This window comes from Vibrio sp. 1727 (genome assembly GCF_033344415.1).
GTDB classification, from domain to species: domain Bacteria; phylum Pseudomonadota; class Gammaproteobacteria; order Enterobacterales; family Vibrionaceae; genus Vibrio; species Vibrio alginolyticus.
Genome location: NZ_JAWPOT010000008.1, coordinates 139,222 through 154,776 on the forward strand (window position 1 = coordinate 139,222; position 15,555 = coordinate 154,776).

The 15,555-nt window shown below is 44.8% G+C and carries 17 protein-coding genes; 2 read left to right on the forward strand and 15 right to left on the reverse strand.

Features of this window, described 5'->3' with window-relative positions; all coding sequences use genetic code 11:
* Positions 1 to 19 precede the first annotated feature (19 nt).
* The 6 genes from hscB to trmJ form a co-directional block, all read right to left on the reverse strand.
* On the reverse strand, positions 20 to 535 hold the full coding sequence (gene hscB / locus R8O10_RS10135; protein ID WP_017820566.1) for a co-chaperone HscB: 516 nt from the start codon (positions 533 to 535) through the stop codon (positions 20 to 22).
* A gap of 55 nt (positions 536 to 590) precedes the next feature.
* Entirely contained in the window at positions 591 to 914 is a 324-nt protein-coding gene (gene iscA, locus R8O10_RS10140; RefSeq protein WP_005381717.1) for an iron-sulfur cluster assembly protein IscA, read from the reverse strand.
* Between the two features lie 70 nt (positions 915 to 984).
* The gene (iscU, locus tag R8O10_RS10145; RefSeq protein WP_005381718.1) at positions 985 to 1,368 is read right to left on the reverse strand and encodes a Fe-S cluster assembly scaffold IscU; all 384 of its coding nucleotides are present in this window, start codon (positions 1,366 to 1,368) and stop codon (positions 985 to 987) included.
* A gap of 38 nt (positions 1,369 to 1,406) precedes the next feature.
* Positions 1,407 to 2,621: an IscS subfamily cysteine desulfurase gene (locus R8O10_RS10150; protein WP_005381719.1), complete on the reverse strand. Its 1,215-nt coding sequence runs from the start codon at positions 2,619 to 2,621 to the stop codon at positions 1,407 to 1,409.
* 28 nt (positions 2,622 to 2,649) lie between these two features.
* Complete coding sequence (iscR, locus tag R8O10_RS10155) at positions 2,650 to 3,156, reverse strand: Fe-S cluster assembly transcriptional regulator IscR (RefSeq protein WP_005381720.1); 507 nt, start codon at positions 3,154 to 3,156, stop codon at positions 2,650 to 2,652.
* 125 nt (positions 3,157 to 3,281) lie between these two features.
* Entirely contained in the window at positions 3,282 to 4,001 is a 720-nt protein-coding gene (gene trmJ, locus R8O10_RS10160) for a tRNA (cytosine(32)/uridine(32)-2'-O)-methyltransferase TrmJ (protein ID WP_017633919.1), read from the reverse strand.
* 231 nt (positions 4,002 to 4,232) lie between these two features.
* Between trmJ and suhB the strand changes: the two genes are divergently transcribed.
* Positions 4,233 to 5,036: an inositol-1-monophosphatase gene (gene suhB, locus R8O10_RS10165; RefSeq protein WP_005381722.1), complete on the forward strand. Its 804-nt coding sequence runs from the start codon at positions 4,233 to 4,235 to the stop codon at positions 5,034 to 5,036.
* Between the two features lie 70 nt (positions 5,037 to 5,106).
* On the opposite strand, the gene R8O10_RS10170 is transcribed toward suhB, so the two are convergent.
* The 8 genes from R8O10_RS10170 to R8O10_RS10205 form a co-directional block, all read right to left on the reverse strand.
* Positions 5,107 to 5,418, reverse strand: coding sequence for a hypothetical protein (locus tag R8O10_RS10170; protein WP_017633920.1), 312 nt, complete (start codon positions 5,416 to 5,418; stop codon positions 5,107 to 5,109).
* A 141-nt stretch (positions 5,419 to 5,559) separates the two neighbouring features.
* The gene (locus R8O10_RS10175) at positions 5,560 to 5,976 is read right to left on the reverse strand and encodes a hypothetical protein (RefSeq protein WP_017633921.1); all 417 of its coding nucleotides are present in this window, start codon (positions 5,974 to 5,976) and stop codon (positions 5,560 to 5,562) included.
* Between the two features lie 164 nt (positions 5,977 to 6,140).
* On the reverse strand, positions 6,141 to 7,088 hold the full coding sequence (secF, locus tag R8O10_RS10180) for a protein translocase subunit SecF (protein ID WP_005383689.1): 948 nt from the start codon (positions 7,086 to 7,088) through the stop codon (positions 6,141 to 6,143).
* 14 nt (positions 7,089 to 7,102) lie between these two features.
* Positions 7,103 to 8,959, reverse strand: a complete 1,857-nt coding sequence (gene secD / locus R8O10_RS10185) for a protein translocase subunit SecD (RefSeq protein WP_005381724.1) — start codon at positions 8,957 to 8,959, stop codon at positions 7,103 to 7,105.
* Between the two features lie 21 nt (positions 8,960 to 8,980).
* Positions 8,981 to 9,310: a preprotein translocase subunit YajC gene (gene yajC / locus R8O10_RS10190; protein ID WP_005381725.1), complete on the reverse strand. Its 330-nt coding sequence runs from the start codon at positions 9,308 to 9,310 to the stop codon at positions 8,981 to 8,983.
* Between the two features lie 177 nt (positions 9,311 to 9,487).
* Positions 9,488 to 10,624, reverse strand: coding sequence for a tRNA guanosine(34) transglycosylase Tgt (gene tgt / locus R8O10_RS10195; protein ID WP_005381727.1), 1,137 nt, complete (start codon positions 10,622 to 10,624; stop codon positions 9,488 to 9,490).
* A gap of 147 nt (positions 10,625 to 10,771) precedes the next feature.
* Positions 10,772 to 11,824 (reverse strand): tRNA preQ1(34) S-adenosylmethionine ribosyltransferase-isomerase QueA, encoded by a 1,053-nt coding sequence (gene queA, locus R8O10_RS10200; RefSeq protein WP_132937061.1) that lies wholly within the window; start codon positions 11,822 to 11,824, stop codon positions 10,772 to 10,774.
* Positions 11,825 to 12,092: 268 nt separating this feature from the next.
* Positions 12,093 to 13,259: a trypsin-like serine protease gene (locus R8O10_RS10205; protein ID WP_042521159.1), complete on the reverse strand. Its 1,167-nt coding sequence runs from the start codon at positions 13,257 to 13,259 to the stop codon at positions 12,093 to 12,095.
* 312 nt (positions 13,260 to 13,571) lie between these two features.
* On the opposite strand from R8O10_RS10205, the gene R8O10_RS10210 reads away from it, so the two are divergent.
* Positions 13,572 to 14,021 carry a CBS domain-containing protein gene (locus tag R8O10_RS10210; RefSeq protein WP_017820562.1) on the forward strand — a complete coding sequence of 150 codons (450 nt, stop codon included), beginning with the start codon at positions 13,572 to 13,574 and terminating at the stop codon, positions 14,019 to 14,021.
* Between the two features lie 123 nt (positions 14,022 to 14,144).
* Here R8O10_RS10210 and aceA read toward each other — a convergent pair whose 3' ends face one another.
* On the reverse strand, positions 14,145 to 15,458 hold the full coding sequence (gene aceA, locus R8O10_RS10215) for an isocitrate lyase (RefSeq protein ID WP_005381733.1): 1,314 nt from the start codon (positions 15,456 to 15,458) through the stop codon (positions 14,145 to 14,147).
* Positions 15,459 to 15,555 lie beyond the last annotated feature (97 nt).

Here is a 15,555-nt window from a genome sequence, read left to right on the forward strand (position 1 = left end):
TAGGTCCTTGTCACGCTTACTAGCCGAGGAGTTTGTCTTCGACTAGCTCAATTTCGTTCTTTAGTTTGGCAATGAATTTTAGCTTACGAACTCGGTCTGCGGCTTCAGCCCATAGACCATCATCAAGCTCTTGCTCGACGCTTGCCAGATGCTGTTTGTACATTTTGCTGACCTTAGAATCGAAGTCAAAAAGCGCCGATTCGGGATCGGAGCTGTCAGCAATCTCTTCCAGTTCTTCGCGCAGTTCCATTTGCTCCATTAAGAACATCGGATCTTGCATTGTTTGCTGTTCACCTCGGATCTCAACACCTTGCTCTGCGAGGATATACTCGGCGCGAGAAATAGGATTTTTCAGAACTTGATAGGCATCGTTGATTTGCGCCGCCTTTTGCACCGCCATCAAACGGTCACGTTCTGAGCCCGTTGCAAAGTTATCCGGGTGGAAGCGTTTTTGTAGTTCTCGGAACTGAGAAGAAAGAAGGCTACCATCCAGCTTAAACTGACTTGGTAGCCCAAATAATTCAAAGTGATTCATTAAGTTCGGGTCCTAGTAAAGCCTTCCGGACTCGTTTGCCCAGAAGGACAATCAATTAGACGTTGAAGCTTTCACCACAACCACATTCACTTTTCGCGTTAGGGTTGTTGAATTCAAAACCTTCATTCAACCCTTCTTTCACGTAATCCAATTCAGTACCATCTAGGTACACTAAGCTCTTTTGATCGATGATAATTTTCACTCCAGAGAGTTCAAATACTTCGTCTTCTTCATTGAGCTCATCAACAAACTCAAGTACGTATGCCATGCCGGAACAACCAGTCGTCTTCACTCCAAGACGTAAACCGATACCTTTGCCTCGGTTATCTAGGAATGCTCTTACGCGACTTGCCGCTGATTCTGTCATTGTGATGGCCATACTGCACCTTAGTCTGTCTAAATTTCGATTGGAATGGGAGCGTCAAAGCTCCCATTATATTACGGAATAATTATTCTTGGTGTTTTTTCTTGTAGTCAGCAACCGCTGCTTTGATTGCATCTTCAGCAAGAATAGAACAGTGAACTTTCACTGGTGGAAGCTCTAGCTCTTCAGCAATCTCAGAGTTTTTAATTGCTGCCGCTTCATCAACTGACTTACCTTTTACCCACTCAGTTACTAGTGAGCTTGATGCGATTGCACTACCACAACCGTATGTTTTGAACTTCGCATCTTCGATGATACCTTCAGGTGTCACTTTGATTTGAAGCTTCATTACGTCACCACACGCAGGAGCGCCAACCATGCCGCTACCTACTGATGGATCTTCTTTATCGAATGAACCAACGTTACGTGGGTTCTCGTAGTGATCAATTACTTTTTCGCTGTATGCCATGATAAATTACCTCGAATCCTCTATTTCAATCCCTGAGATTAATGGTGAGCCCATTCAACAGTGCTCAAATCAATCCCTTCTTTGTACATATCCCATAGAGGAGACATGTCGCGTAGCTTAGTCACTGCAACGCGGATTTGTTCAATTGCGTAATCAATTTCTTCTTCAGTCGTGAAACGACCAAACGAGAAACGAACCGAGCTGTGAGCCAATTCGTCATCCATGCCTAGGGCACGAAGAACGTAAGAAGGCTCAAGGCTTGCAGACGTACAAGCACTACCAGAAGATACCGCTAGATCTTTAAGCGACATTAGTAGTGATTCACCTTCTACGAATGCGAAACTGATGTTTAGGTTGTGTGGTACACGCTGCTCAAAGTCACCGTTTACCGTCACTGCTTCTAAGTCTTTCACGCCATCAAAAAGACGGTTACGAAGCGCTAAAGCATGATCGTAATCTTTTTGCATGTCTTCTTTTGCAATGCGGAATGCTTCACCCATACCTACGATTTGGTGAGTAGGTAGTGTACCAGAGCGGAAACCACGCTCATGACCGCCACCGTGCATTTGCGCTTCAAGACGAATACGAGGCTTACGACGTACGTAAAGTGCACCGATACCTTTAGGGCCGTATACTTTGTGAGCAGAAAGTGAAATTAGATCAACTTTCATCTCTTGAACGTCGATTGGTAATTTACCTGCAGATTGCGCAGCGTCCACGTGGAAAACAATTTTACGCTCACGGCACAGTTCGCCGATCGCTGTAATGTCTTGAACCACACCAATCTCGTTGTTTACATGCATAATAGACACAAGCACGGTGTCATCACGCATGGCTGCTCTAAGCTTCTCTAGATCGATCAAGCCATTTGATTCTGGCTCAAGGTAAGTCACTTCAAAGCCTTCACGCTCAAGTTGACGACATGGGTCAAGAACGGCTTTGTGCTCTGTTTTACAAGTGATTACGTGCTTGCCTTTCTTCGAGTAAAAGTGCGCTGCACCTTTAATCGCAAGGTTGTCTGATTCTGTCGCACCAGATGTAAATACGATTTCGCGAGGATCTGCATTTAGAAGGTCAGCAATTTGCTCACGAGCAGTATCGACCGCTTCTTCTGCCTGCCAGCCGTAACGGTGCGAACGTGACGCTGGGTTGCCAAATGTGCCATCCATTGTCATGTACTGAACCATTTTTTCAGCAACACGTGGATCAACTGGACATGTAGCGGAATAATCAAGATAAATCGGCAGTTTCATTCTCTACTCCAATGTAAAAAGCTGACCGCTAAGAGCGGACGTTTACACCGATGGGCGCGGCGGTTGTATTTTTGTTTGATAGCCCATGGGTTACCGCCAGATCAATGTCCTGACGATCAGAAATTTCGAGTACTTCATTGTCTGTCATCAACTCACCAAGAGTGATGTTATTCAAGAAGTCACTAATGCGAGAGCTTAGGTCACGCCACAGCGTGTGAGTAAGGCAACGTGTTCCACCTTGGCAATCTCCTTTACCTTGGCATTTGGTTGCATCTACTGACTCATCAACGGCAGCAATCACGGTACCAATAGCGATACTGTGAGCGTCGGCACCAAGTCGGTAACCACCACCAGGACCACGAACGCTGGCAACGAGACCTGCTTTACGCAATTTTGAAAATAGCTGCTCTAAGTAAGAGAGCGAGATCCCTTGACGCTCTGAAATATCAGCCAGAGGTACAGGGTTTTGTTGCGAATGCAGTGCCACATCCAGCATGGCTGTCACCGCATATCTTCCTTTAGATGTAAGTTTCATACCACACCGTATCCACATGGTTTGTAATGGTTAAGATTTTTCCATACCTGAGTAATTTGGTCAAGTATTTATTTGACCATTTTACTCAGGTATTCATCCTCACATCTAAAGTGGTTATTATTCACTCAGAACTTCTTTTCTATCGAAGTCAAAACGCCTCGTAGAATATTAAGTTCTTGGGTTTCTGGTCGAGCACGAGAGAACAAACGGCGCAACTTATTCATCACCTGTCCAGGTTGCTCTTTGTTAATAAACTGGGTCTCAACCATCACCTTTTCAAGATGCTCGAAGAACAATTCGAGTTCTCGATGACGCGGGTATTCTTCCGATTCATTTGGGGAAAACTGGCTTTGCTCTAAGTTCAAGTGTGCAACTCGCACTTCGTAACTGAGAGTTTGTACAGCCATCGCTAGGTTAAGCGAGCTGTACTCAGGATTAGCGGGAATACAAACATGGTAGTGGCACTTTTGTAGCTCTTCGTTTGTCAAACCAGTTCTTTCTCGGCCAAACACGAGCGCAACCGGATGCTTTCGGCCTTCAACTGCAAATTTCTCACCGCATTCACGTGGCTCGAGCATTGGCCATTCTAATGTACGAGAGCGGGCGCTAGAACCCACAACAAGGCCACAATCTTCAACTGCTTCTTCTAATGTGCCGACAATCTTTGCATTTTGAGCAATATCACCAGCACCCGCAGCTAAAGCAAGAGTTTGTTCATCCACTTCACATTGTGGATCGACTAATACTAGTTGGTTTAAACCCATCACTTTCATTGCTCGAGCTGCTGAGCCAATATTGCCTGAATGAGAGGTACCTACGAGTACAATTTTTACTTGATCCAACATCTGTGTTTGCTACCTAAATTAAAACCGCAGAATGTTATCATAGTTTTTTAAGACACCCTAGAGGCAAGCAGACCTCTCTTCTCATTCTTGGTTATTGTTCTCGTCCGCAGTATGATCTGTACACTCAGTCGGCCGCAATTAGAGTAAAAAATAACCACTTCCCTTTTTGATTATCTCTGGTATACTCGCCGCCGCTTTCATTTGTTCTTTAACATCCGTTGGGAAATTCGTATGCATCCAATGCTAAACATTGCTATTCGCGCTGCGCGAAAGGCAGGCAATCATATTGCTAAATCATTAGAAAACACTGATAAAGTAGAATCTACTCTTAAAGGCACTAATGACTTTGTCACTAACGTAGACAAAGAAGCAGAATACATCATCATCGATACTATCAAGCAGTCTTACCCTGAGCACTGTATCGTTGCTGAAGAACAAGGTCTTATCGAAGGTAAAGATAAAGACGTACAATGGATCATCGACCCACTGGATGGCACCACTAACTTTGTAAAAGGTTACCCAACTTTCGCGGTTTCTATCGCTGTTCGTATTAAGGGCAAAACTGAAGTTGCTTGTGTTTACGATCCAATGCAAAACGAGCTATTCACTGCACAACGCGGTGCCGGCGCTCAACTAAACAGTGCACGTATTCGTGTTGCTCAACTAAAAGACCTTCAAGGTACTGTTCTAGCAACAGGCTTCCCATTCAAGCAGAAACAACACGCTGAGTCTTACATCAAGATCGTTGGTGCGCTATTCACTGAATGTGCTGATTTCCGTCGTAGCGGCTCTGCTGCTCTTGACCTTTGTTACGTGGCTGCTGGCCGTGTTGATGGTTACTTCGAGCTAGGCCTAAAACCTTGGGATATGGCAGCAGGTGAGCTTATTGCTCGTGAAGCTGGCGCAATCCTAACAGACTTTGCTGGCGGCACTGACTACATGAAGTCTGGTAACATCGTTGCTTCAAGCGCTCGTGGCGTAAAATCTATCCTTAAGCACATCCGCGAAAACGGTAACAGCGCGATCCTTAAGTAAGATTTGAAAGTCATATATAGCCCGTCACGCTGATGACTTTAGAAAGCCCCGCTCATTGAGCGGGGCTTTTTTATTTCGAACAATCAGCCTGTTTGTAGAAACGGTCGTAGTCAGATAAGTGGTCTATTTTTACGTGCTTAACCTTCCATATTTGTTCCTTCATTAAAAACTGCAGCGAAACCGTGACTGGCTGGTATACATCACCAAAGCCGTTTACAGAAAGACATCCAACTCCTCCATCCTCACTGTACTCTTCAAAGTAAGACAGCTCTGTAACCAAACTTGATGGGATAGATGATAAAAATGGAAATTGATGACCAAATTTTATTGGGTGAGACTTAATACTGTTCAGCTCTTCAATCGATAGATTTGGTCCTGCCATAGCTTCTACCACCTCTATATACTGCATCTTGTATAAATTATTACGTATATCAAGGTAAGTATCGTGGAGTGGACTTGCGATGCAGGGCGTTGAAACACTTAGTAAAACCGGAATAGGTAGAATTCTATTTAGCATAACCAACTAAACCCCAGCTTCACGGAGCGCTTGATCAATTTTACTCGGCTTAAATCTGTACTTACAAAGCCCCCACTCGCACTGCTCTAAAAGCTCACGGACATTTACCTGCCCAGTAACTCCAAAGGAAACAACACCAAAAAGAGAAACACTCCCACTGTATGTCAAAACACCATCACGAGTAGTTTTAAAAGTAACAGAAACGGCTTTTAATTTTATGCCCAGCTCTTCAACCATTTCTTTTGAAACTTCAAACTTAGTAAATCCAAGCTCACCAGATAAAGTTACTTTACCTGACTCATCAACTGCTAACTTGAACCTTTTCCCTCCAGTAACTAGCTTGGTGGTAACACCTTTATTGTGCTTGTAAGAAATCTCTACAAACTTCAGTAACTGTACTTTTATTTCAGCTTGCCTTGACATTATTTCCTCCCGAAATTGTTGAACATACTTCCGATATTCAACTCAATCAAAAAACTACAATTCAAGCTGGAAGTACCTCAAAAAAAAATGAAACTTTCAAATCTATCAGGCATAAAAAAACCGCTGATTGTTCAGCGGTTTTTGTTTTCGGTTCTCAATCTGCCTTATGGCATTTCGTCGAACTCTGCACCCTCTTTTTCTACTTGAGGTGGCATCAAGTGCTCTTTCTGGATACCCAGTTTTAGAGCCAGTGCTGATGCTACGTAGATAGAAGAGTAAGTACCTACAGTGATACCGAGTAAAAGTGCGGTTGCAAAGCCGTGAATCATAGCACCACCCTGCATGAACAGTGCAATTACCACGAACAACGTCGTACCAGATGTAATCAATGTACGGCTCAACGTTTGAGTGATTGAGGCGTCCATAATGTCTGAAGGTTCACCCTTACGCATCTTACGGAAGTTTTCACGAATCCGGTCAAATACAACGATGGTATCGTTGAGTGAGTAGCCCACAACCGTCAGTAGCGCAGCTACGATAGTCAGGTCAACTTCAATTTGTAGAAACGAGAAGACACCTAGCGTGATAATTATATCGTGAGCCAATGCCATTACCGCACCAGCCGCTAGACGCCATTCAAATCGCATCGATACATAAAGCAGAATACAGATCAGCGATACCAAGATCGCTAGACCACCAGCTTCTGTTAGCTCATCACCAACGTTGGGACCTACGAACTCAATACGACGCATTTCTACGCTTTCGCCAGTACCATCTTTGATAGCACCAATGATTTGGTTACCTAGCGTTTCACCAGAAACGTCATCACGTGGACGAAGACGAACCATGACTTCACGAGCACTACCGAAGTTTTGTACTGTCGCATCGCCAAAGCCTTTTGAATCTAGTGCTGCACGAATCTCTTCAAGGTTTGCTGGCTGTTCAAAACCGACCTCGATAAGAGTACCGCCAGTGAAATCTAGACCCCAATTAAGCCACTTGGTTGACAAAGTGAAGATAGAAGCAGCAATCATTATAATTGAAAAAACGAATGCTACTTTCGACCAACGCATAAAGCCGATCGTCTTCTCTGCTTTTAGAATTTGAAACATATTAATTCCCAGCCTTAGATCGACAATTTATCAACGCGTTTGCCACCGTAGATCAGGTTCACGATACAACGTGTACCAATAATGGCGGTGAACATTGAAGTTAAGATACCGATAGATAGAGTAACTGCGAAACCTTTCACCGCACCTGTACCGACCGCAAATAGAATGATTGCAGTAATTAGTGTTGTGATGTTCGCATCAGCAATCGTGCTGAATGCATTCGCGTAACCTTGGTGAATCGCTTGTTGTGGACTACGTCCATCACGAATTTCTTCACGGATACGCTCGAAGATCAGTACGTTCGCATCAACCGCCATACCGACTGTTAACACGATACCGGCTATCCCCGGAAGCGTCATGGTAGCGCCTGGAATCATCGACATAACACCAATGATAAGCACTAAGTTTGCCATTAGAGCAATGTTTGCAATCAAACCAAAGCCGCGGTAGTAAAGCAGCGTAAATAGCATTACGGCAACCATACCCCAGATACATGCTTGGATACCCATATCGATGTTTTGCTGGCCCATTGATGGACCAATGGTACGTTCTTCAACGATAGAGATAGGTGCAATCAGTGCACCAGCACGTAGTAAAAGTGCTAGGTTGTGTGCTTCTGCAGCAGAGTCGATACCTGTGATACGGAAGTTACGACCAAGAGCCGATTGAATCGTTGCTTGGTTGATGACTTCTTCATGCTTATCCAGAATAACTTTGCCTTCAGGCGTACGACGGCCACTGTCTTTGTATTCTGCAAACACGGTAGCCATTAGCTTACCAATGTTCTTCTTAGAGAACGCAGACATCTTATTACCACCTTCGCTGTCTAGCGAGATGTTAACTTGTGGACGACCATATTCATCAACACTTGAGCTTGCATCTGTGATGCTTTGACCGCCAAGAATAACGCGCTTCTTAAGCACAACTGGGCGACCATCACGGTCCATCTTGATTTCACTACCTGCTGGCGCACGACCATTTGCCGCTGCCGATAGGTCAGCTTTATCATCAACTTCACGGAATTCAAGCGTTGCCGTAGCTCCGAGAATTTCTTTTGCACGAGCAGTGTCTTGAACACCAGGCAGTTCAACTACAATGCGACTAGCACCTTGACGTTGAACCAATGGTTCCGCAACACCTAGTTCGTTGACACGATTACGTAAAATCGTAATGTTTTGCTCAACAGCATAGTTACGGATCTCTTGTAAACGTTGCTCAGTAAAGGTTGCAGTAAGAGCGTAACGGCCATTTGAATCAGAATCGACAAAAATCATGTCCGGGTGATTCTTTTCTAGCGTTGCTTTCGCTTCTGCTAATTGCTCTTCGTTACGCAACAACACTTCTACCGCTTCTTTTCCAGAAGGGCGGATTGCACGGTAACGAATCTTGGCGTCACGAAGTTCGCTACGGAAAGCTTCTTCTTGTTGACCAACAAGCTTTTCCATCGCTGCATCCATATCCACTTCCATTAAGAAGTGAACACCACCGCGAAGGTCAAGACCTAGCTTCAATGGTGACGCGCCAATCGCTTCTAGCCAATCGGGTGTAGAAGGTGCAAGGTTAAGTGCAACAATTGTGTCTTTGCCTAGCGCTTCGCTGATGACATCACGAGCACTGATTTGTGTGTCAGTGTCGTTAAAACGAACAAGAATTGATCCATCTTCGAGAGCAATGGATTTATGAGAAAGTTGCTCTTTGTTAAGAGCAGTAGTGACAGCATCCAGCGTTGACATATCTACAGAGGCGCCACGCGCCCCTGTAACTTGAATAGCCGGATCTTCACCGTAGATATTTGGAAGTGCGTATAACGCAGCGGTGATGATGGCAAAAAGCACCATCAAGTACTTCCATAATGGATAACGGTTTAGCACAGCGAGGATCCTTTAGCTGTTTTATAGAGACTTAAGCGTACCTTTTGGTAGCACTGCAGTGATGAAGTCTTTCTTGATTACTACTTCATTGTTCGCGTTAAGCTCAATTGAAATGTAGTCATTGTCTTCAGCAATCTTAGTGATTTTACCCACTAGGCCACCGCTAGTTAAAACTTCGTCGCCTTTGCCCATAGAAGCCATTAGGTTTTTGTGTTCTTTTACGCGTTTCGCTTGTGGGCGGTAAATCATGAAGTAAAAGATCACTGCGAACATGCCAAGCATGATTAGCATTTCAAAACCACCGCCTGCTGGCGCGCCTTCTGCTGCTGCGTGAGCCTGAGAAATAAACATTAAAACATCCTCATTATATTTTATTGATAATCAAACAAATTGGGCTTTCGCATTTTAGATTCAAGTCTGAGAGTAACTAATAGAGATCGCTCTCTCAAAAATAACGTGCGTTAGCCTACTTTATTAGCAAAAGCCTCTGGCGACATGCCAAAGGCTTTAATTCTTTTAGTTTTTCAATTACTGCTCTTTTGCTAGTGGCGGCACTTCACGGCCACGACGCTCATAGAACTCAGTAACAAATTCATCGAAGCGATCTTCATCAATTGCTTTACGAATGCTTTCCATCAGACGCTGGTAGTAACGCAGGTTATGGATTGTATTCAAGCGAGCGCCTAAGATTTCATTACAACGCTCTAAATGGTGAAGGTACGACTTGCTGTAGTTTTGACAAGTGTAACAGTCACAATGCGGATCCAATGGTGTTGTATCCGTTTTATGTTTCGCATTACGGATCTTGATCACACCACCAGTCACAAATAAGTGACCATTACGTGCGTTACGCGTTGGCATTACACAGTCAAACATGTCGATACCACGACGAACACCTTCAACCAAGTCTTCTGGCTTACCTACGCCCATCAAGTAGCGAGGTTTGTCTTCAGGAAGTTGAGGACAAGTATGCTCAAGAATACGGTGCATGTCTTCTTTAGGCTCACCTACTGCCAAACCACCAACCGCGTAACCGTCAAAACCGATTTCCGTTAGGCCTTTTACCGACACATCACGTAAATCTTCGTAAACACCACCTTGGACAATACCAAATAGGTTGTTCGGGTTTTCTAGCTTCTCGAAGTGGTCACGTGAACGCTGTGCCCAGCGTAATGACATTTCCATCGATTTCTTCGCTTCATCGTGTGTCGCTGGGTAAGGCGTACACTCGTCAAAAATCATAACGATGTCAGAGCCCAGGTCTTTTTGAATTTCCATCGACTTTTCTGCGTCCATGAAAATCTTGTCACCGTTTACTGGGTTACGAAAGTGAACACCCTCTTCAGTGATCGTACGCATCTTACCAAGGCTGAATACTTGGAAGCCGCCTGAATCAGTAAGAATAGGACCGTGCCAGTTCATAAAATCGTGCAGGTCACCGTGCATTTTCATCACTTCTTGACCAGGACGTAGCCACAGGTGGAACGTATTACCTAGCAGAATTTCTGCACCAGTACCTTTTACTTCTTCTGGTGTCATACCTTTAACGGTACCGTAAGTACCTACTGGCATGAACGCAGGAGTTTGAACAGTGCCGCGTTCGAAAGTCAGTTGACCACGACGTGCATTGCCGTTTTTCTTCTTAAGATCGAATTTTAATTTCACGATGCCTCCGGGTGTCAGAGAAACAGTCTGACTGAGTGTTTAGGGCTCTACCCTACTTTAAGGAGCGGTCGCTTTTCCTTGCGAGAGACAAAGCAATGGATGCTTTATTTCCTAGCTTACTGCTAGCACTCGTAAATCTATTTTTAACTACGCCGTTTTCTTCTTGATGAACATTGAATCGCCATACGAGAAGAAACGGTATTTGTTTTCCACCGCATGTTTGTAAGCATTCATGGTGTTCTCGTATCCAGCAAATGCACTCACCAACATGATCAGTGTTGATTCAGGCAAGTGGAAGTTTGTGATCAAGCAATCCACCAACTGATATTCGTAACCAGGGAAAATAAAGATTTCTGTATCGCCAAAGAATGGGGCCAGCTCAGTCCCTTTTTGCAATGCGTCTTGCGCTGCACTTTCAAGTGAACGCACAGATGTTGTACCAACAGCAATAATTCGTCCGCCACGCGCTTTCGTCGCTTTAATTGCTTCGACGACTTCTTGCGGTACTTCTACGTACTCGGCATGCATGTGGTGATCGTTGATATTTTCCACTTTTACTGGCTGGAATGTACCCGCCCCAACGTGCAAAGTAACGTAAGCAAACTCTGCACCTTTCGCTTTGATTTTCTCCAAGAGAACATCATCAAAGTGAAGGCCCGCTGTCGGTGCCGCAACCGCACCTGGCTTTTGATTATATACCGTTTGGTAACGCTCTTTATCTGCATCTTCGTCTGGACGGTCGATGTAAGGAGGAAGCGGCATATGGCCGATTTCTTCCAGAATTTCTAGTACCGTCTTATCAGAACTAAATTTCAGTTCAAATAAAGCATCATGGCGTGCAACCATTTCTGCTGAATATTCATCATTCTCGCCAACAATAATGGTTGTACCTGGTTTTGGTGATTTAGAGCAACGAACGTGCGCGAGGATGCTTTTCTCATCCAACATGCGCTCCACTAGCACTTCTAATTTACCGCCCGACTCCTTGCGGCCAAAAAGACGAGCAGGAATAACACGAGTATTATTAAACACCACTAAGTCACCGGGTTGAACTTGGCCCAATACATCAATAAATGTGCCATCAATGAGCTCTCCGGTATTGCCGTCCATTTGCAGCAGTCGGCTAGCGGTACGCTCTGGTTGAGGGTAGCGAGCGATGAGTTCATCTGGAAGGTCGAAATGGAAATCTGATACTTGCATGTTACTTGTCTTATCTATTGGTCAAATCACGTCTAGGCGACGATAAAATTGCGACGAGTTTTTCGCAGCAGACTAGTATATGTTTACATGCTGCAATAGCAAGCAAATCACCAGAATATAGCAGTAAAAGCCATGGTGAAGAGTGTAATAAAACGTGAAAAGCCTCGATTACTTGGCACTATTTTTAATTTGAGCCCAAAAGAGAAAACATGAAAAAAGCAAAGCAGCGTATACCGCTGCTTATTAGTTTGGCATTCCAATCGCCCTATCAAACCTCACGCTTTCGCCACAAGAATAACGGCACGAATAAACCCAATAACCAAAACCCTAGACTGCCACCTTCATCATCTGAGCCTTTGAAATCACAGTTATTGGTCGCAATGCCATCGTGACACTCTTTATTGTCACCACTTTCATTGTTAGCACTTTTGATAAAATTCGGCGCAATGATGTAACGACTTGGTGGCGCATCGGCAGTGATGTAAGACTGTACCCAGTCGTAATAGTGGCTCACCTTGGTGTAGAAACTTGGGATCGTCAAAGAGCCACACGTTGGTAGAATAAGGGGGCCGCCACTAACAATACCAATTTGTTTGCCGGTCGCCACATCGACCAACGGGCCACCACTGTCACCTTTACATGCAGAGTTGCCATATTGAGTATGGCTATCTGGCTCCAATACATGGTTTTGTGTTGGTAGCGTACAAATTTTGGTTTGGTTGTCTCTTGAATCAATGATCCCCGGAAAACTGCTGCCAATTTCTAAACGCTCATAACATTTGTCGATGGGTAAAAATGTGCTAATGGTGGTTTTGAGCGTATTAGAAGGTTCAGAAGCATCCGGCTGAGTAGCCCCCCATCCAAACACTTGCACATTTTCGACACGTTGATTGGTCAGGTAATTATCGTTCCAATCCGCCGCCAAACGTGCTTCGATACTCTCCATGTCAACTTTACTCGCTAGGTCAGCAAAGCTCGCGTTTGCCACTGGGCGCGTGAGATACAGCAACGCGATGTCTGAATCTAAACCGGTTTGGATAGGTTTCACGTTGCCATTACTGTCGGTCTCAGCTTTTGAAATCCGGGTGTAATCCGGATGAACCACAACGTGAGACACCGGATAGAAGTTATCAAGCCCTGCAGAATTAAGTTCATACACATTCGCATTCACCGACAACTCACCCGGCGGGGTCACATAGTAGGTTGCTTCATTGGTTCCTTGTCCCATCACCACACAGTGCGCTGCAGTCAGTACCCATTGCTCTGTCAGCATCGTTCCCCCACACAGCGGAAACTCTGCCATATTACTTGCTCGCAAAGTAACGCGGTCAACAGGATCGGTTTGTTCATCTCCTAACACAATCGCCTGTGTTGATGGCACACTGAATGCCGCCACTGCCAGCGCAATAAGTTTGTTACACGTTGTTCGTTTCATCTAGGTTGCTGTCTTCAATTTGGTAAGCCTGGACGTATCTTCTTCGAGAGAAGAATCTTGGAAAATCCAGCGAATAAAAATGTGCGATTCAATTCATTGGATTACCTTGGGGACACATTCAATATCAACTAAAAATGCCAACTGACTCGCACACAAACCGACTTATTCAAATTAATAAAAACACCAATAAAACACAGATTACGCAGCCCATCAGCATTGTGCTATTTAATTGATGAAAAACGAGTTAGCTCCCAGATATACAGAAAAATATTCTCTATATTTAAGAGAAGGACAATGCCGCTGGAGGTCTCTATGATCAAGGTTGAAGACATGATGACTCGTAATCCTCATACCTTACTGCGCACGCACACCTTGCGTGATGCAAAAAGCATGATGGATGCGCTTGATATTCGACACATTCCGGTTGTTGATGCCAATAACCACTTACAAGGCTTGGTGACTCAACGCGACATTCTTGCTGCTCAAGAATCGAGCTTGCACCCAGATGAGGCTGAACAATCTTTTACTTTAGACACACCGCTCTACGAAATGATGCACACCAATATCATGACGGCAGAGCCTATCGCGGGGCTCAAAGAGAGCGCTATCTATATGCAAAAGCATAAAGTTGGCTGTCTACCTGTTGTCACCAAAGGTCGATTGGTCGGCATTATTACTGATAGTGACTTCGTGACGATTGCGATTAACTTATTGGAACTACAAGAAGAAGTGGAACCTGAAGAAATCGAGCAGGAAGAATAGTACGCAAGCGTATTCTCTTTGTTGTAAGTTTCGTTTTTACACCGGTTAAACGAAAAAAGAGCGGCAGGGTTGCCGCTCAAAATGCCATTACTGACGCTGATTAAGGAAGTGTTTCTCTGCCAATTAGAATTGGTCTTCTTCGGTCGAACCTGTCAATGCTGTCACTGAAGAGTTACCACCTTGGATAGTATTGGTCATTCTATCGAAGTAACCTGTACCTACTTCTTGTTGGTGCGCAACAAACGTATAACCTTTTTCAGCCGCTTGGAATTCAGGACGCTGAACTTTCTCAACATAATGACGCATACCTTCACCTTGAGCGTAAGCGTGTGCCAGTTCAAACATGTTGAACCACATGTTGTGAATGCCTGCTAGCGTGATGAATTGGTACTTGTAGCCCATGTCTGCAAGCTCTTGTTGGAACTTAGCAATGGTTTCTGCATCTAGGTTTTTCTCCCAGTTGAATGAAGGCGAGCAGTTGTACGCCAACAATTGATCTGGGTATTCAGCGTGAATTGCTTCTGCAAACTTACGTGCTTCTTCCAAACATGGCGTAGCCGTTTCACACCAAATCAAGTCTGCATATGGTGCGTAAGCCAGACCGCGAGAAATCGCTTGGTCGATACCCGCGCGAACGCGGTAGAAACCTTCTTGAGTGCGCTCACCTTCAATAAAGTCTTTATCATATGGGTCGCAATCTGAAGTAATGAGATCCGCCGCATTCGCATCAGTACGAGCAATAACTAATGTTGTTGTTCCCGCTACGTCAGCAGCCAAACGAGCTGCAACGAGCTTTTGTACCGCTTCTTGCGTAGGAACTAATACCTTACCACCCATATGACCACACTTTTTCACCGATGCTAACTGGTCTTCAAAGTGAACGCCCGCGGCACCGGCTTCGATCATCGATTTCATTAGTTCGTAAGCGTTAAGCACACCACCAAAGCCCGCTTCCGCATCCGCTACGATAGGTAGGAAGTAATCAATACCACCTTCATCTTCAGGCGTCTTACCAGCAGCCCACTGAATTTGGTCTGCACGACGGAATGAGTTGTTGATACGCTTTACTACTGACGGTACAGAATCTACTGGGTAAAGAGATTGGTCTGGATACATCGTCGAAGCGGTGTTGTTATCCGCCGCTACCTGCCAGCCTGACAGATAGATCGCTTCAATACCTGCCTTAGCTTGTTGAACGGCTTGACCACCCGTTAGCGCACCAAGACAGTTTACGTAACCTTTTTTCGCACTACCGTTGACCAGTGACCAAAGTTTGTCTGCACCACGTTGTGCAATTGTGTTTGCAGGCACCATAGAGCCACGCAGTTCCACCACTTCCTCGGCAGTGTAAGTACGCTTCACATTTTTCCAGCGTGGGTTAGTTGCCCAGTCTTTTTCCAGAGCTTCAATTTGTTGGCGGCGAGTTAAGTTAGTCATTGGTCTATCCCTCTTTATAATTTGCACTTTATGCGTGTGCGTTGAGTTTCCGTTCTCAGGCAGTACTTCCCTATCTGCCTTGAAAATCCTTCACGTT

Bases quoted from the DNA above. Each gene is read 5' to 3' on its own strand.
- aceA (WP_005381733.1), bottom strand. From the start codon at position 15,458: ATGACTAACTTAACTCGCCGCCAACAAATTGAAGCTCTGGAAAAAGAC.
- iscU (WP_005381718.1), bottom strand. From the start codon at position 1,368: ATGGCATACAGCGAAAAAGTAATTGATCACTACGAGAACCCACGTAAC.
- R8O10_RS10210 (WP_017820562.1), top strand. From the start codon at position 13,572: ATGATCAAGGTTGAAGACATGATGACTCGTAATCCTCATACCTTACTG.
- hscB (WP_017820566.1), bottom strand. From the start codon at position 535: ATGAATCACTTTGAATTATTTGGGCTACCAAGTCAGTTTAAGCTGGAT.
- queA (WP_132937061.1), bottom strand. From the start codon at position 11,824: ATGCAAGTATCAGATTTCCATTTCGACCTTCCAGATGAACTCATCGCT.
- R8O10_RS10170 (WP_017633920.1), bottom strand. From the start codon at position 5,418: ATGGCAGGACCAAATCTATCGATTGAAGAGCTGAACAGTATTAAGTCT.
- secF (WP_005383689.1), bottom strand. From the start codon at position 7,088: ATGTTTCAAATTCTAAAAGCAGAGAAGACGATCGGCTTTATGCGTTGG.
- suhB (WP_005381722.1), top strand. From the start codon at position 4,233: ATGCATCCAATGCTAAACATTGCTATTCGCGCTGCGCGAAAGGCAGGC.
- iscA (WP_005381717.1), bottom strand. From the start codon at position 914: ATGGCCATCACAATGACAGAATCAGCGGCAAGTCGCGTAAGAGCATTC.
- R8O10_RS10150 (WP_005381719.1), bottom strand. From the start codon at position 2,621: ATGAAACTGCCGATTTATCTTGATTATTCCGCTACATGTCCAGTTGAT.
- R8O10_RS10175 (WP_017633921.1), bottom strand. From the start codon at position 5,976: ATGTCAAGGCAAGCTGAAATAAAAGTACAGTTACTGAAGTTTGTAGAG.
- iscR (WP_005381720.1), bottom strand. From the start codon at position 3,156: ATGAAACTTACATCTAAAGGAAGATATGCGGTGACAGCCATGCTGGAT.
- yajC (WP_005381725.1), bottom strand. From the start codon at position 9,310: ATGTTTATTTCTCAGGCTCACGCAGCAGCAGAAGGCGCGCCAGCAGGC.
- R8O10_RS10205 (WP_042521159.1), bottom strand. From the start codon at position 13,259: ATGAAACGAACAACGTGTAACAAACTTATTGCGCTGGCAGTGGCGGCA.
- trmJ (WP_017633919.1), bottom strand. From the start codon at position 4,001: ATGTTGGATCAAGTAAAAATTGTACTCGTAGGTACCTCTCATTCAGGC.